General features: G+C 48.3%; 23 protein-coding genes. 17 read left to right on the top strand and 6 right to left on the bottom strand.

Annotated features, from left to right (window positions below; all coding sequences use genetic code 11):
* The 3 genes from AF331_RS08350 to AF331_RS08340 all read left to right on the top strand — a co-directional run bounded on the left by AF331_RS08350 (position 1) and on the right by AF331_RS08340 (position 3,941).
* On the top strand, positions 1-582 hold the full coding sequence (locus tag AF331_RS08350) for a TetR/AcrR family transcriptional regulator (RefSeq protein WP_053427603.1): 582 nt from the start codon (positions 1-3) through the stop codon (positions 580-582).
* Positions 583-692: 110 nt separating this feature from the next.
* Positions 693-2,888, top strand: coding sequence for a YhgE/Pip domain-containing protein (locus tag AF331_RS08345; protein WP_053427602.1), 2,196 nt, complete (start codon positions 693-695; stop codon positions 2,886-2,888).
* Positions 2,889-3,224: 336 nt separating this feature from the next.
* Entirely contained in the window at positions 3,225-3,941 is a 717-nt protein-coding gene (locus AF331_RS08340; protein WP_053427601.1) for a FixH family protein, read from the top strand.
* Between the two features lie 66 nt (positions 3,942-4,007).
* Here AF331_RS08340 and yhfH read toward each other — a convergent pair whose 3' ends face one another.
* Entirely contained in the window at positions 4,008-4,142 is a 135-nt protein-coding gene (yhfH, locus tag AF331_RS21810; protein ID WP_079515781.1) for a protein YhfH, read from the bottom strand.
* Between the two features lie 185 nt (positions 4,143-4,327).
* On the opposite strand from yhfH, the gene AF331_RS08335 reads away from it, so the two are divergent.
* The 4 genes from AF331_RS08335 (at position 4,328) to AF331_RS08320 (ending at position 8,651) form a co-directional block, all read left to right on the top strand.
* Positions 4,328-5,059 (top strand): MBL fold metallo-hydrolase, encoded by a 732-nt coding sequence (locus AF331_RS08335; RefSeq protein WP_053427600.1) that lies wholly within the window; start codon positions 4,328-4,330, stop codon positions 5,057-5,059.
* A 16-nt stretch (positions 5,060-5,075) separates the two neighbouring features.
* Entirely contained in the window at positions 5,076-6,062 is a 987-nt protein-coding gene (locus AF331_RS08330) for a lipoate--protein ligase (protein WP_053427599.1), read from the top strand.
* A 192-nt stretch (positions 6,063-6,254) separates the two neighbouring features.
* Complete coding sequence (locus AF331_RS08325) at positions 6,255-7,811, top strand: fatty acid--CoA ligase family protein (RefSeq protein ID WP_053427598.1); 1,557 nt, start codon at positions 6,255-6,257, stop codon at positions 7,809-7,811.
* Positions 7,812-7,874: 63 nt separating this feature from the next.
* Complete coding sequence (locus tag AF331_RS08320; RefSeq protein ID WP_053427597.1) at positions 7,875-8,651, top strand: enoyl-CoA hydratase-related protein; 777 nt, start codon at positions 7,875-7,877, stop codon at positions 8,649-8,651.
* Positions 8,652-8,698: 47 nt separating this feature from the next.
* On the opposite strand, the gene AF331_RS08315 is transcribed toward AF331_RS08320, so the two are convergent.
* A complete protein-coding gene (locus AF331_RS08315) occupies positions 8,699-8,884 on the bottom strand; it encodes a hypothetical protein (protein WP_053427596.1) in 186 nt (61 codons plus the stop codon).
* 140 nt (positions 8,885-9,024) lie between these two features.
* On the opposite strand from AF331_RS08315, the gene AF331_RS08310 reads away from it, so the two are divergent.
* On the top strand, positions 9,025-9,705 hold the full coding sequence (locus tag AF331_RS08310) for a serine/threonine protein kinase (protein ID WP_053427595.1): 681 nt from the start codon (positions 9,025-9,027) through the stop codon (positions 9,703-9,705).
* A gap of 181 nt (positions 9,706-9,886) precedes the next feature.
* The gene (locus tag AF331_RS08305; protein ID WP_048015454.1) at positions 9,887-11,137 is read left to right on the top strand and encodes a YeeE/YedE family protein; all 1,251 of its coding nucleotides are present in this window, start codon (positions 9,887-9,889) and stop codon (positions 11,135-11,137) included.
* A 297-nt stretch (positions 11,138-11,434) separates the two neighbouring features.
* Here the strand turns inward: AF331_RS08305 and AF331_RS08300 are convergent, their stop codons facing one another.
* On the bottom strand, positions 11,435-11,995 hold the full coding sequence (locus AF331_RS08300) for a helix-turn-helix domain-containing protein (RefSeq protein ID WP_053427594.1): 561 nt from the start codon (positions 11,993-11,995) through the stop codon (positions 11,435-11,437).
* Positions 11,996-12,097: 102 nt separating this feature from the next.
* Between AF331_RS08300 and AF331_RS08295 the strand changes: the two genes are divergently transcribed.
* The 3 genes from AF331_RS08295 (at position 12,098) to AF331_RS08285 (ending at position 14,580) form a co-directional block, all read left to right on the top strand.
* Complete coding sequence (locus AF331_RS08295; RefSeq protein WP_053427593.1) at positions 12,098-12,817, top strand: AzlC family ABC transporter permease; 720 nt, start codon at positions 12,098-12,100, stop codon at positions 12,815-12,817.
* A gap of 1 nt (position 12,818) precedes the next feature.
* Positions 12,819-13,118, top strand: a complete 300-nt coding sequence (locus AF331_RS08290; protein ID WP_053427839.1) for an AzlD domain-containing protein — start codon at positions 12,819-12,821, stop codon at positions 13,116-13,118.
* 166 nt (positions 13,119-13,284) lie between these two features.
* Positions 13,285-14,580 carry a M48 family metallopeptidase gene (locus tag AF331_RS08285; protein WP_053427592.1) on the top strand — a complete coding sequence of 432 codons (1,296 nt, stop codon included), beginning with the start codon at positions 13,285-13,287 and terminating at the stop codon, positions 14,578-14,580.
* 23 nt (positions 14,581-14,603) lie between these two features.
* Here the strand turns inward: AF331_RS08285 and AF331_RS08280 are convergent, their stop codons facing one another.
* Together AF331_RS08280 and AF331_RS08275 are read right to left on the bottom strand one after the other, a co-directional pair.
* Positions 14,604-15,263, bottom strand: coding sequence for a DUF421 domain-containing protein (locus AF331_RS08280; RefSeq protein ID WP_053427591.1), 660 nt, complete (start codon positions 15,261-15,263; stop codon positions 14,604-14,606).
* A 105-nt stretch (positions 15,264-15,368) separates the two neighbouring features.
* Positions 15,369-15,605, bottom strand: a complete 237-nt coding sequence (locus tag AF331_RS08275) for an IDEAL domain-containing protein (RefSeq protein ID WP_053427590.1) — start codon at positions 15,603-15,605, stop codon at positions 15,369-15,371.
* A 198-nt stretch (positions 15,606-15,803) separates the two neighbouring features.
* Between AF331_RS08275 and AF331_RS08270 the strand changes: the two genes are divergently transcribed.
* A complete protein-coding gene (locus tag AF331_RS08270) occupies positions 15,804-16,370 on the top strand; it encodes a competence protein ComK (RefSeq protein WP_053427589.1) in 567 nt (188 codons plus the stop codon).
* Between the two features lie 3 nt (positions 16,371-16,373).
* On the opposite strand, the gene AF331_RS08265 is transcribed toward AF331_RS08270, so the two are convergent.
* Complete coding sequence (locus AF331_RS08265; protein ID WP_048004377.1) at positions 16,374-16,763, bottom strand: hypothetical protein; 390 nt, start codon at positions 16,761-16,763, stop codon at positions 16,374-16,376.
* Between the two features lie 254 nt (positions 16,764-17,017).
* Here AF331_RS08265 and AF331_RS08260 point away from each other — a divergent pair, with 254 nt between their 5' ends.
* The 4 genes from AF331_RS08260 (at position 17,018) to AF331_RS08245 (ending at position 21,791) form a co-directional block, all read left to right on the top strand.
* On the top strand, positions 17,018-18,988 hold the full coding sequence (locus AF331_RS08260; protein ID WP_053427838.1) for a S9 family peptidase: 1,971 nt from the start codon (positions 17,018-17,020) through the stop codon (positions 18,986-18,988).
* A gap of 215 nt (positions 18,989-19,203) precedes the next feature.
* Complete coding sequence (locus tag AF331_RS08255; protein ID WP_053427588.1) at positions 19,204-19,845, top strand: TVP38/TMEM64 family protein; 642 nt, start codon at positions 19,204-19,206, stop codon at positions 19,843-19,845.
* Positions 19,842-20,402 carry a signal peptidase I gene (gene lepB, locus AF331_RS08250; RefSeq protein ID WP_053427587.1) on the top strand — a complete coding sequence of 187 codons (561 nt, stop codon included), beginning with the start codon at positions 19,842-19,844 and terminating at the stop codon, positions 20,400-20,402. Before AF331_RS08255 ends, lepB begins: the two co-directional genes overlap by 4 nt.
* Before the next feature lie 291 nt (positions 20,403-20,693).
* Positions 20,694-21,791 carry an endonuclease gene (locus AF331_RS08245; RefSeq protein WP_082346894.1) on the top strand — a complete coding sequence of 366 codons (1,098 nt, stop codon included), beginning with the start codon at positions 20,694-20,696 and terminating at the stop codon, positions 21,789-21,791.
* Positions 21,792-21,944 lie beyond the last annotated feature (153 nt).

The following is a 21,944-nucleotide window of genomic DNA, read 5'->3' as shown; positions in this document are numbered from 1 at the left end:
ATGGAGGTGGGAATCATCGACCGTAAAAAACAGATCGTGGATGCAGCTACCAAATCCTTTTCTTTATTCGGGTATAAAGCAACGACCATGGATCAAGTGGCAAAGCTTGCAAATGTGGGGAAAGGGACCATCTATACGTTTTTCAGCAACAAAGAAGAGCTGTTCGATGAAATAGCGTTTACCTTGATGAATGAAATGAAGGGCAGAGCAGAGGAAGCCATCTCTCCGAACGTTACATTTTCCGAGAATGTTCACAATGCCCTGTTCTCTATGCTGGAATATCGGAAAGAACATAAGCTCACCATCAAACTTTATCAGGAAGCAAGAGAAATGGGAACTCCTGCTGTCTCCGATGCCCTGCATAAGCTCGAACAGATGGTGGTGGAGTTCCTTAGTGAACGGATATCAAGGGCCATCGAGTCGAAAGCGATCAAACCATGCAATCCAGAAATGACGGCTTTCGTCATGTTGAAGCTTTATGTGGCTCTTATTTTTGATTGGGAGCGTGAACGGGGAGAACTTGATAAAGATGAAATCGCCAATCTTTTTAAGCTTTATTTGATTGAAGGATTATCTTATTGATAGTCCCTTTCTTTTGAAGCGGTATGACCAAATGAATAATATGGTCATTTATTTTATGACCAGTATGACCGAATGAATAATATAGTCAATTTGAATGCGAGGGAAGACATATGTTTAAATCTGCGGGCTCAGAATTTAAAGCCATTTTCAAAAACAAGAAATTATTGATACCAATCATCGCGGTCCTCCTCATACCGGTCATGTACAGCGGTATGTTCCTATGGGCCTTCTGGGATCCATATGAACAGCTGAGCGATCTGCCGGTTGCCATCGTGAATAACGACGAAGGAGCTGACTTCGAGGGACAGTCCTTGGAGATCGGTTCTGAGCTGGTCAAGAAGCTGAAAGACAGTGATCAATTCGATTTTCACTTTGTGAATGAGAAGGATGGATACAAAAACCTCGAGAAGCAGAAATATTATATGCTGGTGGAGATTCCGAAGGACTTCTCAAAGAACGGGACGACCTTGCTTGAGGAGCATCCTACAAAGCTTGCGTTGAAGTATGTACCGAATGAAAGCTTCAACTTCCTGTCTGCCCAGATCGGCGAGACGGCAATGAAAGAAATCAAAGCAAGCTTGTCCAAGTCTGTTTCTGAAACGTATGCAGAAACGATGTTCGATAAAATCGGAGAGCTTGGAGACGGGTTCAAAACGGCGAGTGATTCCGCATCTGACATTAATAAGGGGGCAGGAGATCTTGCAAAAGGGGCAGGAAGCCTCAAGGATAATCTGACAACCCTTGCTGAAAAAAATGTGGAAATGAATAATGGTGTCGAGAAGACCCGCTCAGGTGCCAAGTCTCTGGCTGACGGTTCAAGCGAACTATCGGGAGGCATGGGGCAGCTTTCTGAAAACTATGGAAAATTATATAACGGATTCGAGGATATTCAGGCCGGAATCGACAGCCTGTCCTCCGGTTTGTCACAAAGCGGTGAAGGATTGGCCCAGGTGGACCAAGGTCTTCAGTCGGCTATCGACAATACGGGAAAACTCCAATCCGGTGCCCAGGAACTGACAGGTAAAATCGGTGAACTGCAGGAAGGGGCGGGCAAGGTGAATACAGGTGCTGAGCAGGTTAACGCCGGTTCGAAGCAGCTGAAGGAACAATTGACGCCACTCCTTGCCAGTCTCCCTGCTGAGCAAAGAGCCGCATTGGAAGGAGCATTGAATCAGCTTACGGAGGGTACTGCATCCCTTCAACAAGGAACAGGTGCCCTCCAAGAAGGAGCAGGTGCCCTTAAGACGGGAGCGGGTACGCTTGCTTCAGGACTCGGTGCCTTGAATGAAGGACAGGGTTCATTGCTTTCTGGGGTGAATCAGCTTGAAAGTGGATCGGCAGCCCTCCAGGAGGGAGCGGGCAAACTTCAGGCCGGACAAGGCGAGATCATGAGCAATTTTGCGCTCCTCAACGGAAAGCTGAATGAAGCCAAAGACGGGACCCAGCGTCTTGCTGCTGGTGCCGGAGAGTTAAGTGCCGGTATGGATCAGCTGTATGATGGATCGAGTCGACTGACGGAAGGTTCCAGACAGCTCGCAGATGGCTCAGCTAAGCTTGCGGATGGCTCGACCAAACTTTCTGAAGGAACCGGTGAGTACGATGAAAAACTGAAGGAAGCATCGGAAAAAGCCAACAGCGTCAAACCGAATGAAGAAACCGCCGACATGATGGCGGCTCCAGTCGACGTGAAAAATGAGAAGATCAATCATGTACCGAACTACGGTACAGGGTTTACACCGTATTTCCTTTCACTTGGATTATTCGTCGGTGCATTGCTGATCTCCATCGTCTACCCATTAAGGGAACCTGCAGGCATTCCTTCCAATGGAGGAAGCTGGTTCTTCGGTAAACTCATGGTTCTTGCAACCGTAGGGATCATTCAATCGATTGTAGCCGTCGCCATACTCCTTTGGGGTCTTGGGCTTGAAGTGGAAAGTGTACCGCTGTTCCTCCTCTTCTCAGTGGTGACAAGTTTTACATTCCTTGCTCTTATCCAGATGCTTGTGACAATCCTTGGAGACCCGGGACGCTTCGTTGCCATCGTGATCCTGATTCTTCAGTTGACCACAAGCGCAGGGACATTCCCACTGGAATTGATCCCTACCGCCCTTCAGCCGATCAGTGCGCTATTGCCGATGACCTATTCGGTGGCAGGATTCAAGGCGGTCATCTCAAGTGGAGATATGGCGGTCATGTGGAATAATCTCGGCATCCTCTGTGGATATGCCGCAGTATTTGCGGTGATTACGTTGACATTCTTCATTGTGAAGTTCAAGAAACAGGTAGATCAACCTGCAGAAGCATAATAGATAGGAACTAGGATAAATGTGTTCCTGACAAAAAACATCCGGATCATTGGAGTTCCTTCATTGGAATCGAATGCGTTCGGATGTTTTTGTCTATATATGTATCCCCACAATCATAGTGATGCTAGCCAAGGCGAAGGAAACGACAATACCTTTAGGGGAAGTATGAAAATCCCAAGATACCTTTCAGTGAAGCAACAGGGGGCAGGTATATGAAAGCCTCACTTCCTGACCTTCATAAAATGGACAAATACAGTCCTCCTCCTCGGGTGTATACTAGTGGAAGGATCGATTAATACTAGAATGGAAACTATGAAGTAAAGGAGTGGATCGACCATGAAAAAAGCATGGATGGTTCTGATGGGTACTGCGATTATTTTGGCTGCATGCGGACAAGGAAATGATAAGTCTTCTGATGGTGGAGAAATGCAAAAGCCGATCGATGCCCAAATCGATATTCCTAAACAAGCAGATAAAGGGGAGAAAGTGACCCTTGCCGTTACGGTGACCCAAGGTGATAAAGCGGTGGATGATGCAGGGGAACTTGAATTTGAAGTATGGCCGAAAGATAAAAAAGAAGATAGTAAAGTGGTAGAAGCAAAACATGATAAAGAAGGACTCTATAAAGGGGAAACGACATTCGATCAGGATGGTACATATGTTGTGCAGGCTCATGTGACCGCCCGGGATATGCATACGATGCCAAAGGAAGAAATTACGATCGGAAATGGGGGAGATCATGAGCATCACCATGAAGGAAGCGACACCTCCATCCACTTCATGGCACCGGAAGAACTGAATGCCTCTCAAGATGAAGTCTTTACCGTCCATGTGGAAAATGACAAAAAACCATTGACCGGGGCGGAGGTAAGGCTTGAAATTTCCCAGGAAGGCGTCGAAAAACATGAATGGATCGACGGAACGGAAAAAGGGAATGGAGAATACGAAGTGAAACACACATTCCCTGAAGCGGGGGAATATATGGTGAAGGTCCATGTGACCAAAGGGGACGAGGTCCACGACCACATCATGGAAACCGTAAAAGTCGATTAAGCTATCGAATAGAACAGAAAACATTGAAAGTGGCGCCCATACAGGGACGCCACTTTTTTCTCTATATTAATACTCGTAGTCTGTCGTGCACTTCTCGCAGTATATGCCGTAGCATTCGTGCTGTTCTTCGATTTCATCCCCGCATTGGGCACAAGACTTTGGCGGCAGGTTCCTGAAAAACTCCATAATGTTTTTTACCATGTTCATCATCACCTTCCAGGTTAGTATCCATCCTTATTGTTATATAACTGATGGATCGATTTGTTTTATTGTATTATAACAGTATGAAAAGCGTCAACCATTTATTCAAAAATAGGCGGAAAAAATGAAAAACTAGGCACAATGAAGTATAGTATGAGTAGCGCACAACAGAATGGAGGTACAAGATGAAACTTACTGTTATCGGGCATTGGGGTGGTTACCCGAAAGCCGGAGAGGCCAGCTCCGGATACATAGTGGAACATGACGGATTCCGTCTCCTCATCGACTGTGGCAGCGGCGTGCTCTCAAGGCTTCAGACCCATTTTCCTGTCAGTCAGCTTGATGCCGTCATCCTTTCACACTATCACCCTGATCATGTGGCGGATATCGGTGTTCTTCAGCATGCTCTCCTGATTCAGTCTTTTCTTGGAACGAAGAAAAAACTGCCGGTCTATGGACATCGCGAAGACGAGCAGGGATTCCGCTCTCTTGCATATCGGGATGTGATGGAGGGGATCGAATATAAAGGGGACTCAAGCGTTTCTGTCGGCCCCTTTACCATCAGCTTCGTGAAGACCCGTCATCCTGCCCCGTGCTATGCCATGAGGATCGAGGCAGATGGGAAGGTGCTGTATTATACGGGGGATACATCTTTTACTGAATCCCTTATCCCACTTGCCCGTGAGGCTGATCTGCTGCTGTGTGAATGTAATTTCTATGGAGGGATGGATGGTTCGGGAGCCGGTCACATGACGAGCATCGATGCAGGGCGACTCGCCCATCATGCCGGTGCATCACGACTTGTCCTGACTCACCTTCCGCATTTCGGGAATCTTCAGCAACTGGTGGAAGAAGCAGGGACAGTCTTCAATGGGGCCATCGAACTTGCTGCCATGAACAAAGAATGGATCATATAGAGGAGGAATCATCAACATGAAATTCATAGACAATAAAGGCATCACGGATCCACGGATCAATCTTGCCATAGAGGAATACGCCCTTAAGAACCTTGATATCGATGAGAGCTATCTGCTGTTCTATATCAACGAGCCTTCCATCATCATCGGTAAAAATCAAAATACGATCGAAGAGATCAACACGGACTACGTGGAAAAGCAGGGGCTGCATGTTGTTCGTCGACTCTCGGGCGGAGGGGCCGTTTATCATGATCTCGGTAACCTGAACTTCAGCTTCATCACCAAGGACGATGGTGACAGCTTCCACAACTTCAAGAAGTTTACCGAACCAGTGATCGAAGCATTGAATAAACTGGGCGTCAAAGCGGAGCTGAGCGGAAGGAATGATATCCTTGCAGAAGGAAGGAAGATTTCCGGTAACGCCCAGTTCTCTACCAGGGGCCGCATGTTCAGCCATGGTACACTGCTGTTTGATTCTGAAATGGAAAACGTTGTATCTGCCCTACGGGTGAAAAAGGACAAGATTGAATCGAAAGGCATCAAATCGATCCGGAGCCGGGTGGCGAATATTTCTGAATTCCTTGAAGAAAAATTGACGATTGAAGAATTCAGGTCCACCCTTCTCAAGTACATTTTCAATGACAGCGATGTAGAAGAATATGTTTTGACCGATGAGGACTGGGATCGCATTCACGCTTTGTCCAAGGAACGCTATCAGAACTGGGATTGGAATTATGGGAAATCACCTTCGTTCAATCTCCAGCACTCCCATCGTTTCCCTGTCGGTCAGATCGATGTGAGATTGGAAGTAAGAAAGGGCACCATTGAAAACTGCAAGATATACGGAGATTTCTTCGGAGTCGGCAATGTGGACGAAATTGAAGAAAAGCTTACAGGTACCCGTTATGAGCGCAGCGAAATCGAACACGTTCTCGAAGATATGGATATCCAACATTACTTCGGGAAAGTGACGAAAGAGGAATTTATCGATTTAGTCTATTAAGTGTGGGAAGGCGGGCCATTGCGGCCTGCCTTTTTTCATGTTGATCGCGATATCCTAAGTGGCAGAGGTTAAGGGGGCTAGATGGTTTAAATCTTGCAATCTGACTTTTCTTTTAATAGAATATATTTTGAATACTTTTACTAGTTTAATGAATGATGATTCATTCATTTCGAGAAAAAGGGAGGGGCAGGAATGAATATTGCTTCACGGTTAAAGGAAGTTTCACAGGACAAAGGGGAGAAGATCGCGTATCATTTCTTGGACACATCCGTTTCTTACAGGGAGCTTGATGATTCGGTTTCCCACTTTGCGGGCGGTTTGGAAAGCCTTGGCTTGAAGAGGGGGGATCATATTGCTCTCATACTGGGGAACTCGCCTCATTTCATTATCGGTCTTTACGGCGCGCTTCGTTTGGGATTAAGGGTCATCCCGATCAATCCGATCTATACACCCGATGAAATGGGGTACATACTGAGTAATGGGGATGTGAAGGCGGTCATCACATTGGATCTCATGGTTCCACTCATGGGTAAACTTGAATCGCTTCTTCAATCCGTTGATCACGTCATTCTCTGTGAATCGGGGGATGACAGGGCAAAAGGGGTGGATCTTGAACGAATCGGTTTGTTGAATCCAAAAATGAAATCGTTTACAAATGTACTTTCCCTTGGCGGTACGGATTTTGAAGGGGCAGAGGTAGCAGAAGATGATACAGCCATCATACTTTACACTTCGGGAACAACAGGAAAGCCGAAAGGAGCCATGCTGACACATAAGAATGTCTATTCAAATGCATGGGATGTCGGAACATACCTCCAGATGAGTGAACAAGATCGTGTCATCACGGCCCTTCCCATGTTCCATGTGTTCTGTCTCACAGTGGCACTCAATGCTCCGCTCATGATGGGTGCTACCCTTCTCATCGCTCCTAAGTTCAGTCCAAAGGGGATCTTCGGGTTATCCAGGATGCATAAACCGACCGTATTTGCAGGTGTACCGACCATGTATAATTTCCTCTACCAGTACACTGATGGAGATCCCGATGACCTCAGTTCCCTCAGGCTCTGTATATCCGGAGGAGCTTCCATGCCAGTTGCGCTCTTGAAAAACTTCGAGCAGAAGTTCAACGTCATGATTTCAGAAGGCTATGGATTATCCGAGGCTTCACCGGTGACCTGTTTCAATCCACTCGATCGCCCAAGAAAGCCCGGTTCGATCGGAACATCGATCATGAGCATCAAGAATAAAGTTGTCAATGAACTCGGAGAGGAGGTCCCGCCTGGGCAAGTGGGGGAATTGATTGTAAATGGACCGAACGTGATGAAGGGGTATTACAAAATGGAAGAAGAAACCCAAGCCGCAATCAGGGACGGGTGGCTTTACACCGGTGATTTGGCCCGCATGGATGAAGAGGGGTACTTCTATATCGTGGATCGGAAAAAAGAGCTGATCATCGTCGGGGGGTTCAATGTGTATCCAAGGGAAATAGAAGAAGTGCTGTATGATCATCCTGAGATCGTGGAAGCAGCCGTCATCGGGGTCCCGCATCCCGAGAAAGGGGAAGCCGTGAGCTGTTACGTCGTGAGGAAAGATCCGGCTTTGTCTGAAGAAGAGGTGATGGAGTATTGTCGTGAGCGATTGGCAAAATATAAACTTCCTTCTTCCATCGAATTTCTCGAAGAACTGCCTAAGAACACAACCGGCAAGATTTTGAGGAGAGCGTTGAAAGCACAGGTACTGAATCCATGATTTAGAGGTTTTTTTCGAAACATGTCGAATATACGTAGAGACATGAGGAAAGGGGAGTGAAGTATGGAATACATTCTGTTGGAACAAAAGGATCATGTGGCGGTAGTGACAATCAACCGTCCAGATGCCATGAACGCCTTTCATTATGATTCCCTGCACGAACTGCAGCAAATCGTGGAATCTCTCAGGCTGAACCCTGATGTACGGGCGGTGATCTTCACTGGAAGCGGCGAGAAAGCATTCAGTGTAGGGGCCGATCTGAAGGAGCGCAAAACCCTTACGGATCAGCAGGTCGTACGGAACGTATATAAGATCGGAGAAGTATTCAATGAAGTGGCCATGCTGCCGCAGCCGACCATTGCCGCCATGAATGGATATGCATTCGGCGGGGGGATGGAACTTGCACTGGCATGTGATTTCCGCCTGGTGGTTGAAGGCACGTCCATGGGACTGACTGAAACGAGTCTTGCCATCATACCAGGTGCGGGCGGTACCCAGCGTCTTCCAAGATTGATCGGGGAATCGAAAGCGCTGGAACTGATCCTTACGGCCAAGCGGCTGACTTCAGAGGAAGCGCTTGATGTGGGGTTGGTGAACAGGGTCTTTGGAAAAGACCGCTTCATGGAAGAGGTATACGACTTTATTGACCCTATGCTGAATAATGGCCCTATTGCTGTGCAACAGGCAAAATATGCGGTGAAATCCGGTATGAACGTTGATCTGCAGTCTGGCCTCCAGATTGAACGAAAGGCTTATGAACGACTGATCCCAACAGAAGATCGTGTGGAAGCACTGTTGGCCTTTAGCCAAAAACGCAAGGCGGAGTTTAAAGGGAAGTGACTCTTCTGCACATGGGAAAGGACTCGCGAATGAACGAGTCCTTTTTTTTAATTGGTGAGGAGGGCGCGCAGCCCCTTGTAAATGAGGAATAAAGAGAACAACAAGACCGTGATGATACCGATGACGTCTGTCACTGGTGAAATCCCTTCAAGGAATGTTCCGCTAAGCGGGAGCCTCAATAGCGCAAAACCGGAGAGGATGCTGGCGAGCATCAGCAGGATGAATCGATCCATGGTAGTACCTCCTTTCATTGATATCACTATATGTAAGCGTTATCTTTTTTGGCTGGGTGATAGTACCAGATGCAGATTTATATCAGTTTTCTGACAATCATGCTATAGTGTTTTGAACATATCCTGAAAGGGGAATCAGCATGTCTCATGAATGGAAACAGCTCATCTCTTCATTAAATCAGATTACCGTCACTTCGACGGATGACAATGAACCAGTGACCATCCGTGGTGAATATGAAGGGTTCACCTGCGTGGGAATCGGGACGGACGCTGCCGTATTCCGCTCCCCTGACTATCCGGAGTATGCCTTCAAAGTGTACGCAACAACCAAAGCCGATAAAGTCGAGGCAGAAGCCCGCGTCTATAAAGCGCTCGGGGAATCACATTACTTTCCACGCTGTTATGGAACCTATGGGAATATCCTCGTACTGAGTTTTGAATCAGGCATCACGCTATTCGATTGCGTCCTGCAGGGGATTCATATCCCGAAACATGTAGTCGACGGAGTAGAAGAGGCGAGGGAGTATGTAAGGAGCGTCGGTCTTAACCCAAGGGACATCCATTTGAAGAATATCCTTTTGCAAGATGGAAGGGCAAAGATCGTCGATGTTTCCGAGTACATCCTGGATGGCAATGATTATCGTTGGGAGCACCTCAAGAAGGGATACGACGAGTTTTATTCCCTTATCGACGGGAGAGCAATCCCCTTCTGGGTCGTTGAAACGGTCCGCAAATGGTACCATCAGTGGGTAAACAGGCCATCTACCATAGAAGACTTCATGGCCATGCTGTCCAAGTTCATTCCTTTCAATAAGCAATAGACGGATCTTTCCTAAAGGAAAGGTCCTTTTTTCATTGGTCCTGGCGCTTTTCTTGGAATCTCGACCTGCTGCAGGGAGAATAGTTCCTGCGGAAATGGGTAAAAGGAGAAGAGCGGATTTTTGACAAGTCGTTCAGAATCGTTTAAAATCCAACCATTACAATCAGAAAAGGAGGATTAAAATGACGAAAGTTATTCAACCGGTATCAGAGCAGAAAGGCCCGGTCCAAGGAGGGAAAGCATTGAATCCCCCTCAAATTCCATTGGTGGCCGGGGGCAGCATCGTATCTGCCGTACTGGTCATCTATCTCGCTTTCACCCAAGATGTCAGCCAGGTCGTGCTCCTGATTCTCGGTCTCTTATTAGGATTCACCCTATTTCATGCACGATTTGGCTTCACATCTGCGTTCCGCCGGGTGATGTCGGTGGGGAACGGCCAAGCACTCAGGGCCCATATGCTCATGCTTGCCATCGCGGTCACACTCTTCGCCCCGATCCTTGCTACCGGGTTTACATTTTTCGGCGGACAGGCGACGGGGTATGTCTCCCCTGTAGGAGTGAGCCTGCTTGTCGGTGCCTTCGTGTTCGGAATCGGGATGCAGCTCGGGGGCGGATGTGCTTCCGGTACCCTATATGCCGTAGGGGGAGGCCGTTCCGTCATGTTCATCACGCTGCTATTCTTTATTGTCGGTTCGACGGTGGGGGCTTATCATCTGCCTTTCTGGACAGAAGAGATGCCTTCATTCAAGCCGTTTTCACTTGCCACTTCTACGGGTCTCGGTTACACAGGTGCCTGGATTATATCCCTCATCTTCTTTGGCCTTGTGGCATGGGTGACGCTTAGGGTCGAGAAGGTGAAGAATCCTCCCCGCATGGCAGCATTGCCTAGTGCGAAAGGATGGAAGCGGGTTGTGCGCGGTTCCTGGCCGCTTATGGCTGCCGCTGTCGTCCTCGCTGTACTCAATGCGCTGACGCTTATGACACGCGGGACACCTTGGGGAATCACTTCCGCATTTGCCCTTTGGGGTTCAAAAGCTGCCTCACTCATGGGGATCGATGTGGCGAGCTGGGGATATTGGACGGGCGAGAATGCAAGCGCCCTTCAGGCTTCCATCTTCAGTGATTCCACAACCGTGTTGAACTTCGGCGTGATCCTTGGGGCATTCCTTGCCTCGGCTGCAGGTGGTCTTTTCAGATTCAATAAGATTACAGGCGGGAACGCCATGGCCTCCGTCATCGGCGGTCTGATGATGGGATATGGTGCCCGGCTTGCCTTTGGATGCAATATCGGTGCGTATTTCGGCGGAATCGCTTCATTCAGCCTTCACGGATATGTATGGGGAATCGTAGCCCTTTCCGGAACGTTCCTTGCCCTCTATCTGAGGCCGTTATTCGGATTGTCCGTGCCGAAGCCAAAGGATACCTTCTGCTGAATTTGCTGAAAAGAGGTTGAGACAAAAGTGTCTTAGATATAGAAAAACCCGAATCCAGTTTAAGATGGATTCGGGTTTTTCATTTGTTTCATGAGCCATTATTATTATTGTCTCCGGCAGTTGATTGGTGTGCAAGAAAAAGACTCCTCCGGGAAGAGTAGCTGATGTGAGAAGGGCTGCCGAGGAGGCTCACGGGCTACCCGCGGAAAGCGAAGTCTTGCACGGAAATCATGAGCGGTTTAAAGAACCTATACTGATTTTTTTCATTAGATGGTACCTATTCGTTTTGTCCCAGGCTTATGAGAGTTCACCATAGTAGATGACCATATGACACTCGGCGTCTTCAGAAGAGGGGTTGAGGTATTCATGTGCAACATCAGCTTCAAACCGGATCGATTCTCCTTCAGAGAGGGAATAGGAAGCCTCGCCGATCTTTAAAGAGAATGTACCTTTCAGGACGGTCAAGTATTCTTCGACCCCCCGTGGGTGCCCGTCGTTCCGGTAATCACAGCCGGGTTTCATGACAATGCGGTAGCTTTCCCATTTCTTTGTCGGTTCGAATGGGAAAATCGGTATGACCACATACTTTCCCCCGTCTTCGAGAACAGGCTCTACATCTTTGTAGTCAATGATGGCGACATCGGCAGCAGGGGCTTCAAGGAGGGAAGAGAATGATACTTTCAGACCGTTCGCGATTTTCCAAAGGGTCGCAACTGTCGGATTGGAATCATCCCTCTCGATCTGACCGATCATGGCTTTGCTCACCCCTGTCCTGTCGGCAACCTGGTCAAGGCTGAGTCCTCTTTCTTTTCTGATTTTCCTGATATTGTCTCCGATCTTCATCGGCATCTCATTCATCCACTACACCCCTTGTGCAATATAACGTCTATATGTATACTATAATGAATTATTAGAATATTTTCATTGTACGATAGTTTATATGATAAAGGAAGTGTATGTGTGGAAGCTACCTACTCTGTAAAAAAAACCTCTGATTTTCGTTTGGGACTGCAGGCGGGCTTAAGCATAGCAATCGGTTATATGCCCGTCGCCCTCACGTTCGGGCTCCTGGCAAGGACAACGGGCTTGACGTTTGCAGAGACGGTACTCATGAGTATTTTTGTCTACGCGGGAGCCGCGCAGTATATTTCACTGAGCCTCATTGCTGTGGGAACCGGCGTAGTGGAAATCGTTCTTACGACGCTAATCGTGAATATCCGCCATTTCCTCATGTCTGCTTCACTGACTGAGAGATTGGAAGAACATCAACTCTATAAAAAGCTGATGACGGCCTTCGGCGTGACAGATGAAACGTTCTCAGTCATCTCGACTCAGGCAGGGAAGATCCGCACCGCTTTTGCAGCAGGTGTCATGATTATATCGTATGGAAGCTGGGTGGTATTTTCCGGAGTCGGACATCTTATGGGCGATGTCATGCCTGGATTCCTCCAGGTCAGCATGTCCATTGCCCTCTATGCCATGTTTGTCGGGCTTCTCGTTCCGTCCATGAAAAAGAGCGTGAAGGTCACGTATCTTGCAGCGGTTGCGGCAGCCGTGAACAGCCTGCTCATCTTTTATACCGATCTGTCCGGGGGCTGGTCCATCGTTGCCTCGACCTTGGTCTCATCCCTCCTGGTTGAATGGGTCTGGCAAATGAAGGGGAGGAATCACCGTGGATAAAATGATGCTTTTGATGATTGCAGGTATGGCCGCTGTCACCTACGTGCCGAGAATGCTCCCGTTTGTGATGTTTTCAGGGAAGGAGCTGCCCCCATTTATGAAGGGGGTACTTAATAATGTTCCCTATGCCGTCTTAGGGGCCCTCATATTCCCGAGCATTTTTCTGATCAAGGAAGGAGACTTGCTTTTCGGATTCGTCGGAGCCGCAGCCGCCTTCGCCCTCGCATTTTGTGGAGCCAATGTCATCATCGTCGTACTGGGTGCCATCGCGATTTTATCAGCCTATACCTTCTTGGTCTGATCGTGGAAGGGATAAAATGAGAAGAGTGGTTCATAATGAGTGATAGATGCTGCGCGGACAGGGTGCAGGTCCTTGATGCGCTGATCAGTGCTCTGTACTTCCGGGTTCTAAATGAGTGGACAGGGTATTACATATAGTAGTGAGGGTTGAGAAGGGAGGAAGTTGTTTGGCGAAGAAGTGGGCGTTTCGTGCGATACTTGCTTATGCGCTGTTGGGCTTGATTTTATATGCTTATCTATTCTATATTGCCGGTTCTGGTGTACCTGAGAGCTTTAAAGGAAGCAGCGCCGATCCTTCAACATTCATGAATGCCAAGGAGATTCTCCTCAGCGAGGATTTTTCCAAGATCAAGAATCTGCTTTTCTTTTTATCCACTCCGTATGAATGGCTCCTGTATTTTTTGATCATGATACTGGGCGTTTCCCGTATGTTTGAGAAGTGGGCAAAAGGAACGGTGAAGAACGGATTCCTGCAGACGGCCATTTATCTGTTTTGGTTATCGATCACGACGTTCATCGCAATCTTTCCGTTCCAGTACATCTCCTATCAAGTATCCAAGGCATACAATATTTCCACTCAGACGTTTTCCATGTGGATGAAGGACGAGACCATCGACTTTTGGGTGAATTACCTGTTGATGCTCATCATCGTATCGGTTCTCTATGGACTGATGAAAAGGTTCAAGCAGCGGTGGTGGCTTGCTGCATGGGCACTGTCGGTTCCGTTTACGATATTCATGATGTTCATCCAGCCGGTTCTCATCGATCCGCTTTATAACGAGTTTTACCCGTTGAAGAATAAGGAGCTTGAGGCAAAAATCCTTTCCCTGGCCGATCAGGCGGGGATTCCGGCCAATCACGTATTCGAGGTCGATATGTCAGAGAAGACGAATTCCCTCAATGCGTACGTGACCGGTGTTGGATCCAATTCCCGTATCGTGCTGTGGGATACGACGCTGGAGCAGCTGACCGATGACGAAATCCTATTCGTCATGGCCCATGAAATGGCCCACTATGTGGAGAAGCATATTTACATCGGGATCGGGATCTACCTTCTCCTGTCCTTCTTCGGTCTCTTCCTTGCATCGAAGCTCATGAGGGGCATCGTCGCCAATTACGGGGAGGAGATCAAGGTGGACCGTGTGGCAAGCCTTCGTTCCCTGCCTCTCTTCTTATTGATCATATCGGTGCTGCTATTCGCCGTAAGCCCGTTCAGCAACTGGATATCCCGCTATCAGGAGACGAGAGCGGACCGGTATGCCATTGAGTTGACACAGGATAAGGAAGCGGCCATCACGTCTTTCCAGAAGCTTTCCAAGGTCGGTTTATCTCAAGTGAATCCACCCCTTCTGGTCAAGATCTTCCGATATGGTCATCCTACCATGCTGGAGCGGCTGAATATGCTTGAGCAATACAAAATGGATACAAAAGAAAAAGAAGATCCTGCGGAATCTTCTCCATGATCAAATAGGACCCGTTGCGGGTCCTATTTGCGTTTATTGATCACGAGGTTTTTTGTTTTTTCCGTCACGTAGGCGAATAATACATCTTTATGATGGAGGTGCTCCCTGCGAAGGCGCACATTGATCCAGTCCGAATCCACCCCGAGGAGGAGGAGGTTATGATGTTGAAGCTTTCCATCGACAATGACAGAGATGGGGAGGCCTTCGTCATCGATGCGAAGGTCCAGATGTTGAATCGTAACAGGTGTATTCTCCACTTTAGGGATGATGCTCACTTCGCCGATGGGCTCCAGTATGGCGTAATCCACGTCGGAAATCTTTGGGTATCCTTTTGCCCTCAGGATGGACGTAAGCTGTATGATCGAGATTTTCGACTTCTCCAGATTATCTTCGAGGATCGTGCCTTCTTTGATCAGTAGGGTCGGTTCCCCGAGAAAGAAGCGGTTCCCGAACTGACTCAATGTAAGGAATGAGAAAAGGATATGAAGGGATACAAGGATGATCAATGCCCATAGAGTAGGGAAGAACGCTGTTGAAATCAACGGCTCTGAAGCAATCGTACCGACGATGATGATGGCCACCAGATCATAGGGGGTCATCTGGACAATGGTGGACTTGCCCATGAGCCGCATGGCGGCGATGGTGATGAGATAGAGGATAAGTGTCTTGAAAAGGATGGTCATGGTATCACCCCGGACTCTTTTCCCTTAGGATGACCATAGGATGGGGGGGACATGCGGAATAGACTTGAAAATGGCCGCCTCCCCGTTGGGAAGCGGCCAAGCCATTCATCCATAATGGCAGGATAGTGAAGTCAATTCATCCGTCAATTTCATAAAAAGGGTTTCGTCTTTGCAATCCAGGGCGGCATCGATGGCTTCCAGTAAGTCGGCTCTTCTTGTCGTAAGGATGCTTTCGTGTATGACCATGTCAATATAGATATCTAGGACGCTCTTTTCAGCATGCTTTTTCCTGGTCATCGCGGAAGCCTTCATCATATCAGTATAGGATTTTTTGTTTTCCATATACGATCACCCCTGAATTCTTTTTCTTAGTATATGGGCAAAGGGGTGAAAATTCAACCTGAAAATTAAATATTCTGATAATATTTAACGCGGAAAACGGTCACGCTTTTCAAATAACTGAATTTTTTAAAAATACGTAGGACAACTTAGTAAAAATGTGATAGTATTATGGGGAAAAATGTAAAAGGAGGCGATGGAATGAGCACAAAATCCCGAATTATAGAAGAATATGAGGTGAATCCTCATACAATGGTCCTGAAACCGATCGAGTATGGGGCCAAGACGTTCACTCAGATCATCGAAGTGAATGATGTTCTCATCTCACCGTTCAAACCGCTGGAGATCCTGAAGAAAAGCTGTGAATACTTCGGCTCTTCATACGAAGGGCTGAAAGAAGGAACCAAAACATTGACTGGCATCGTTTATAAAGCCCCGATCATTGTGAATCCCCAGATGTCTCTCTTCTTCTTCCCTACAACATCTCCCGCCAAGCATGAATGCACATGGATATCCCATGCCTTTGTAAAGGAGTACGAGCCTCTTGAAGATGGTTCCACAAATGTTCACCTCCAAAACCAGCAAACGTGCATCGTGCCGATTTCGTACAGCTCCTTCAAGAATCAGATGAGGAAAACAGCGGAACTTCGCATTGCCTATTCACAGAGGATTTCCGAGATGGAAACCCGTTACGGGCTCGGTGCACCCGATCCTTCGCAGGTGAAGATGTTCTATCTGGATCGGGATATTCCGAAACAGGATGCGTGATGATCAAGCTTCCTTCGTCGAGTCCTTTCCGGGGCTGAGGAAGCGCTGGAATAAGTAGTGGCGCAGGAGTTCTTCCACCCTGTTCCTCAGCCTCGGGTTGAAGTAGTTATGATGCTCTTCATACCCCTTGTATAGAAACATGTACATGGTGAACGCATCATCCGTCTGGATTTTCTCCACCTTCATCTTGTTATTCCTCATATACCTCCTTACACGGGCAAGCTCTGCCTGTATCGTTTTCATCGTTTCCTCGATCAGTTCCAGATAGGGGCGTTTCAGTTTGAACGGGCTGGAGGTCACGACCTGCATATCACGATTCAGGATCGTCAGGACCATGGGCAGGTAAATCGCCAGTTCCAGGATATTTCGATCGTCTTCAGGGATCCTTGTCATGAGTAATGACTCCTTTGATTCATGCTTTCTACCCGGGAGGTCCCGGGGAAGGCATGAGTCTTTTTGTTTAGAACGTGTGTTCGTATCTATTGTACGGTGTATGACGATGCTTTTCAATACTAAGTTAATGTGTTTCTATTATGAAAGTTTTTGCAATGTTTTATCCATGGCGATGCCGGGATGGTAGAATGATGAATATCCGTACCTTGATTACCGGGTACACACATTCATCTCAAAGGAGCGATCATACACTCATGGACCGACAAACCGTTTCCATCCATGATCTATACCATATCAAGGCCATTTCCTCTCCGCGGTTTTCTCCGGACGGAAAGGAAGCCATTTTTCTTCAGACGGTGATGTGTGAAGAAAAAGATACCTATTTCACACAGCTTTTCCATTATGAAGGGGATGGTGACCAACTTCGACAGTGGACGTTCCAGGAAGAAAGGATTTCATCCCCTGCATGGTCGCCGTGCGGGACGTATATCGCCTTTCTATCAGACCGCACAGGCGTTTCGCAAATCTACAGGATGGCACGTGGAGGGGGAGAGCCGGAACGGATGACGGATTGCCCCTCATCGGTAAAGCAGTTTCTTTGGTCTCCTTGCTCCACGAAGATCGTATTCAGCATGAAGCTTGGAGCGGGGGAAGACCCGCAAGGAAAGATGAAAGAAGAAGAGCGTCCCCGTCCATACGTCACCTCTACCATGAAATATAAGGGCGACGGGGAAGGGCTGCGGGATCATCGCCATTCTCAACTTGTCATCCTGGATATCATCACCGGGAAGGCTGAAAGGTTGAGCGATGACCATCATGATTACAGTCTCCAGGACTGGTCTCCCGATGGGAAAGAACTCTTGGTAACGGCCGACCTCAGTGATGATCCGGATTTTTCGTTTCAGCAGCATGTGTATACCTGGTCCATCGAAACAGGCCGCAAGCAAAGGATCACCGGAGGGGCGGGGCAGTACGGAACGGCCCGGTGGTCCCCTGATGGACGGCATATTGCCTATACGGGAGATGAGAGGGAATATTTCAATGCCACGCAGCCGAAACTCTGGATCTACAACGTGGAAGCGCGATATGCATACTGTTTGAGTGAAGGACTCGATCTTCCCATCGGTGACTATATGAACAGTGATGCCGTCCAGGCGGTCCAGGCACCGGGGATCAAATGGTCTACAGATAATGAAAGTGTATATTTCCTGGCATCGGACTCGGGGAATACGGTTTTATACTATGGTCATATCGACGGCGCAATCTTCCCTGCCTATCTGGAAGCGGAACAGCATGTTTATGATTTTGACTTCCATCCTCAAGGGCAGCGGATCATCATGGCGATGAGCACTCCTTCCAAACCGGGAGAGCTTTACCTGCTCCATGTTCCGACCGGGGCCATCAGGCAGCTGACCACTACCAATGAACACTGGACCGGGCGCCGGAACTGGGCCGAGATTGAATCCTTTTACTATCAAGGGTCGAAGGGTGAGATGGTCCAAGGGTGGCTAATGAAGCCTGCAGGAGCAGGGGATGGAAGGAAGTTTCCCCTCGTGGTAGAGATCCATGGAGGTCCCCATACCATGTATGGGAATACGTTCTTCCATGAACTGCAGGTGCTTGCAGGAGACTATGCTGTCCTCTTCATCAATCCGAGAGGTAGCCACGGTTATGGTCAGGCATTCGCCGATGCTGTGCGTGGTGACTATGGCGGCGGAGACTATGAAGATATTATGAAAGCCGTTGATCACGTGCTGGAACACTTCAGCTTCTTGGACGAGAATCGGATGGGCGTGACAGGAGGGAGCTACGGGGGATTCATGACGAATTGGATCATCGGTCATACCGGCAGGTTCAAAGCTGCCATCACCCAGAGGTCCATCAGTAATTGGATCAGCTTTTACGGAGTGAGCGATATCGGCCACTCCTTCACAGAATGGCAGATCGGTTCAGGGCTTGAAGATATGGAGACACTTTGGAGACGATCGCCCCTTGCGTACGTGGGAGAGATGGATACCCCCCTCCTCATCATGCATAGTGAAGAAGACCTGAGATGCCCTATCGAACAGGCGGAACAACTGTACATCGCTTTGAAGCGCCAGAAGAAAGAAGCAAGGTTTGTCCGCTTCCCCCAATCGGATCATAATCTGTCCAGGACTGGTGCGCCGTCACTCAGGGTGCACAGGTTGAACGAGATGATGTTGTGGTTCGAGAAGCATCTGTAAAGGGGAGGACCGCCTAGGGTGAGAGTGATCCCGAAGCGGTTTTTTTCTGGTCAGGGGAGAGGGATTGGAAAGGGGAGGTTTAAAGCGGCCCTTGGGAGGTTAAGGATGTATAATACAAACTGCGATATGGAAAATGAAACATGATATGATATGATGAAGAAAAATATCACGAAATGAGTCTTTTTTTCATGGTCGTTTAAGGGGAAACATATACTATGGATATCCAAGCGTTCAAAGATTGGTTCACATTAGAAAATATTATGGACCTCATTCAGCAATACCGGTCATTCGGGCCCGTTCCGGGAATCCTTCTCCCTTTGCTTGAAGCCTTCCTTCCTTTTTTGCCGCTGTTTGTGTTCGTCTTGGCGAATGCGAATGCATTCGGTTTGTGGTTCGGATTCCTGTTTTCATGGATAGGGGCTTCGGCAGGGGCATTGTTGGTTTTCATGCTGGTCAGAAGATACGGGGAAGCAAGGGTCTTCCGTTTCTTAAAGAAGAATAAACAGGCAGCACGTCTGACCCATTGGGTGGACAGGCACGGCTTCGGTCCTCTATTCATCCTGCTCTGCTTCCCCTTTACACCCTCGGCTCTCGTAAACGTCGTGGCCGGACTGTCCCGCATCAGTATCGCCCAATATATGCTGGCCGTCATTACGGGGAAGATGGTGATGATTTTCACCATTAGCTTTATCGGGTATGATATTGTATCATTAGTGAAACAGCCGATCCGCACCGTCATCGTGGGAGCAATCATCTTCCTCCTTTGGTTCGTCGGCAAGCGCATAGAGGCTCATCTTAATAAAAAGCTTGAAATGGATCAGCGAAACGAACGCAAGAAGCAGGAGGAATCACATTGAAAGAGCAGATAAAGAAAGAGGGCCTGGAATGGATCAAGGCACTTGCGATCGGATTGATCATCTTCATCGTCATCCGCACGTTCCTCTTTTCGAATTATGTAGTGGACGGCGAATCCATGATGCCGACCCTTCAAGATGGCAATAAGCTCGTGGTGAATAAAATCGGGTATCAGATCGGGGATCTTCACCGCTTTGACGTCCTTGTATTCCATGCCAACGAAAAAGAAGATTATGTAAAGCGCGTCATCGGGCTGCCGGGCGATACGGTCACCTACAAGAATGATAAGCTTTATATAAACGGAAAATATTACGAAGAACCATACCTGGATACATATAAAGCAGAAAGTCCAGGCAGCAAGCTCACAGGTGATTTCACCCTCGAAGAATTGACAGGTGAGAAGAAAGTGCCAAAAGGCAAACTCTTCGTCCTTGGAGATAATCGCCGTGGCAGCGAGGACAGCCGTTATTTCGGATTCATCGACCGTGACCAGGTAGTAGGGAAAGTGAATCTCCGCTATTGGCCATTGAATGAGTGGGACGTCCAATTTAAAAACTGATCCTGAAGGGTCTACCCGTATAAAACAGTCAAGCACCCAGCAAGGCATCCCCTGCCTTGCTGGGTGCTTTTTATCATATCCAGGTTCGGATAGCATAACCGGGATGAGCCGAATGGAGCATTTTCCTGAAAACGAGCAAAAATTCGATCTCTACGTGCATGTTATCCTGTACGCTATAGGTAAACCATACCGGGGGAGGAAAGAATAGTGAAACAATACATGCGGATTACAGTGGTGCTGATCTTGGCGGTTTTTTTGACGGCATGTGGACAAGTGTCGGGCAATCAATCAATGGGAACGAAAGATGCTCCTCATCCCCAGATTGCCAAAAGGGACGTCTCCACACCGCTGACAGTGGAGGAAGCCCTTGAGCGCCAAGACGGTTCACTGGCTGAAGTAGCAGGATTTGTCACAGGTCAGCCTGTATCTGATTCGGAAGTGCTGACCGGTGATTTCACGAATGATTATGCCTTAGCCCTCGCGGATGAACGGGGAGAAGCAGATCCGGAGAAGATGCTGTTTGTGCAGATCCCTTCTTCACAAAGGCCTGAAGCAGGCTTGAAAACGAATCCCGACATATTCGGCAAGAAGCGAGTGATCTCTGGGAAACTGACCGGTTACTTTTCTCGCCCCGGTTTAAAGGAGGTCACCTCCATTTCGCCGGGGGAAGGGGACGAGGAGAAAGAGGAAGAGCCTTCGACAGACCCGGGAGACTACTACTCAAGCGCTGAAGGGTTGAGCGGTGGAGCACTGAAAGCGGCTCTTCACGATATCATCGATGATCATCGGGAGCTCTCTTATGGCGAGCTATGGGATGCGATCGCCAAAACGGATGAAGATCCCGATCAACCAGGTCATGTCATCCTTCTTTATACGGGCAGATCCCAGGCGCAGGCGCTGCACGGTGGAGATGTGGATGATTGGAACAGGGAGCATGTGTGGGCAAAGTCCCACGGGGATTTCGGGACGGCAAGAGGGCCGGGGACCGATCTACACCACCTGAGGCCCGCCGATGTTACAGTCAATTCTTCCAGGGGGAATCTGGATTTTGATAACGGCGGCTCACCCCATGATGAAGCGGATGGGAATTTTTCCGATGAAGACTCATGGGAGCCTCGGGACGAAGTGAAGGGAGACGTGGCGAGGATGCTCTTCTATATGGCCGTCCGATATGAAGGCGATGCGGGAGAAGTGGACCTTGAACTCAATGACCGGGTGAATAACGGCAAAGCACCGAATCACGGGAAGCTGTCGGTCCTGTTGGAATGGAATGAATCAGATCCCGTCGATGACCGTGAAAGACGGAGGAATGAGATCATTTATGAGGAGTATCAGGGGAATCGGAACCCTTTTATCGATCATCCAGAATGGGCAGAGCAAATATGGTGAAATGGACAGTCCGGGGCATCTTCCCGGGCTGTTTTGCTTTCTGTTGGAAATCAGGCGGATTAGCATATTTTATAAACGATCTATATTATAATGAACCTATCCAAAAAAACCGGGTACTTGCCGGATAGACTAAGAGTATAACGGAAAGGGAGT

Origin of the sequence: Rossellomorea marisflavi (genome assembly GCF_001274775.1) — a bacterium.
Classification (GTDB): domain Bacteria; phylum Bacillota; class Bacilli; order Bacillales; family Bacillaceae_B; genus Rossellomorea; species Rossellomorea marisflavi.
The sequence above is the reverse complement of the archived record's forward strand: the minus strand, read 5'-3'. Positions and strand labels throughout refer to the sequence as shown.

Bases quoted from the DNA above. Each gene is read 5' to 3' on its own strand.
- AF331_RS08350 (WP_053427603.1), top strand. From the start codon at position 1: ATGGAGGTGGGAATCATCGACCGTAAAAAACAGATCGTGGATGCAGCT.
- AF331_RS08345 (WP_053427602.1), top strand. From the start codon at position 693: ATGTTTAAATCTGCGGGCTCAGAATTTAAAGCCATTTTCAAAAACAAG.
- AF331_RS08340 (WP_053427601.1), top strand. From the start codon at position 3,225: ATGAAAAAAGCATGGATGGTTCTGATGGGTACTGCGATTATTTTGGCT.
- yhfH (WP_079515781.1), bottom strand. From the start codon at position 4,142: ATGGTAAAAAACATTATGGAGTTTTTCAGGAACCTGCCGCCAAAGTCT.
- AF331_RS08335 (WP_053427600.1), top strand. From the start codon at position 4,328: ATGAAACTTACTGTTATCGGGCATTGGGGTGGTTACCCGAAAGCCGGA.
- AF331_RS08330 (WP_053427599.1), top strand. From the start codon at position 5,076: ATGAAATTCATAGACAATAAAGGCATCACGGATCCACGGATCAATCTT.
- AF331_RS08325 (WP_053427598.1), top strand. From the start codon at position 6,255: ATGAATATTGCTTCACGGTTAAAGGAAGTTTCACAGGACAAAGGGGAG.
- AF331_RS08320 (WP_053427597.1), top strand. From the start codon at position 7,875: ATGGAATACATTCTGTTGGAACAAAAGGATCATGTGGCGGTAGTGACA.
- AF331_RS08315 (WP_053427596.1), bottom strand. From the start codon at position 8,884: ATGGATCGATTCATCCTGCTGATGCTCGCCAGCATCCTCTCCGGTTTT.
- AF331_RS08310 (WP_053427595.1), top strand. From the start codon at position 9,025: ATGTCTCATGAATGGAAACAGCTCATCTCTTCATTAAATCAGATTACC.
- AF331_RS08305 (WP_048015454.1), top strand. From the start codon at position 9,887: ATGACGAAAGTTATTCAACCGGTATCAGAGCAGAAAGGCCCGGTCCAA.
- AF331_RS08300 (WP_053427594.1), bottom strand. From the start codon at position 11,995: ATGAATGAGATGCCGATGAAGATCGGAGACAATATCAGGAAAATCAGA.
- AF331_RS08290 (WP_053427839.1), top strand. From the start codon at position 12,819: ATGATGCTTTTGATGATTGCAGGTATGGCCGCTGTCACCTACGTGCCG.
- AF331_RS08280 (WP_053427591.1), bottom strand. From the start codon at position 15,263: ATGACCATCCTTTTCAAGACACTTATCCTCTATCTCATCACCATCGCC.
- AF331_RS08275 (WP_053427590.1), bottom strand. From the start codon at position 15,605: ATGGAAAACAAAAAATCCTATACTGATATGATGAAGGCTTCCGCGATG.
- AF331_RS08270 (WP_053427589.1), top strand. From the start codon at position 15,804: ATGAGCACAAAATCCCGAATTATAGAAGAATATGAGGTGAATCCTCAT.
- AF331_RS08265 (WP_048004377.1), bottom strand. From the start codon at position 16,763: ATGACAAGGATCCCTGAAGACGATCGAAATATCCTGGAACTGGCGATT.
- AF331_RS08260 (WP_053427838.1), top strand. From the start codon at position 17,018: ATGGACCGACAAACCGTTTCCATCCATGATCTATACCATATCAAGGCC.
- AF331_RS08255 (WP_053427588.1), top strand. From the start codon at position 19,204: ATGGATATCCAAGCGTTCAAAGATTGGTTCACATTAGAAAATATTATG.
- AF331_RS08245 (WP_082346894.1), top strand. From the start codon at position 20,694: ATGGGAACGAAAGATGCTCCTCATCCCCAGATTGCCAAAAGGGACGTC.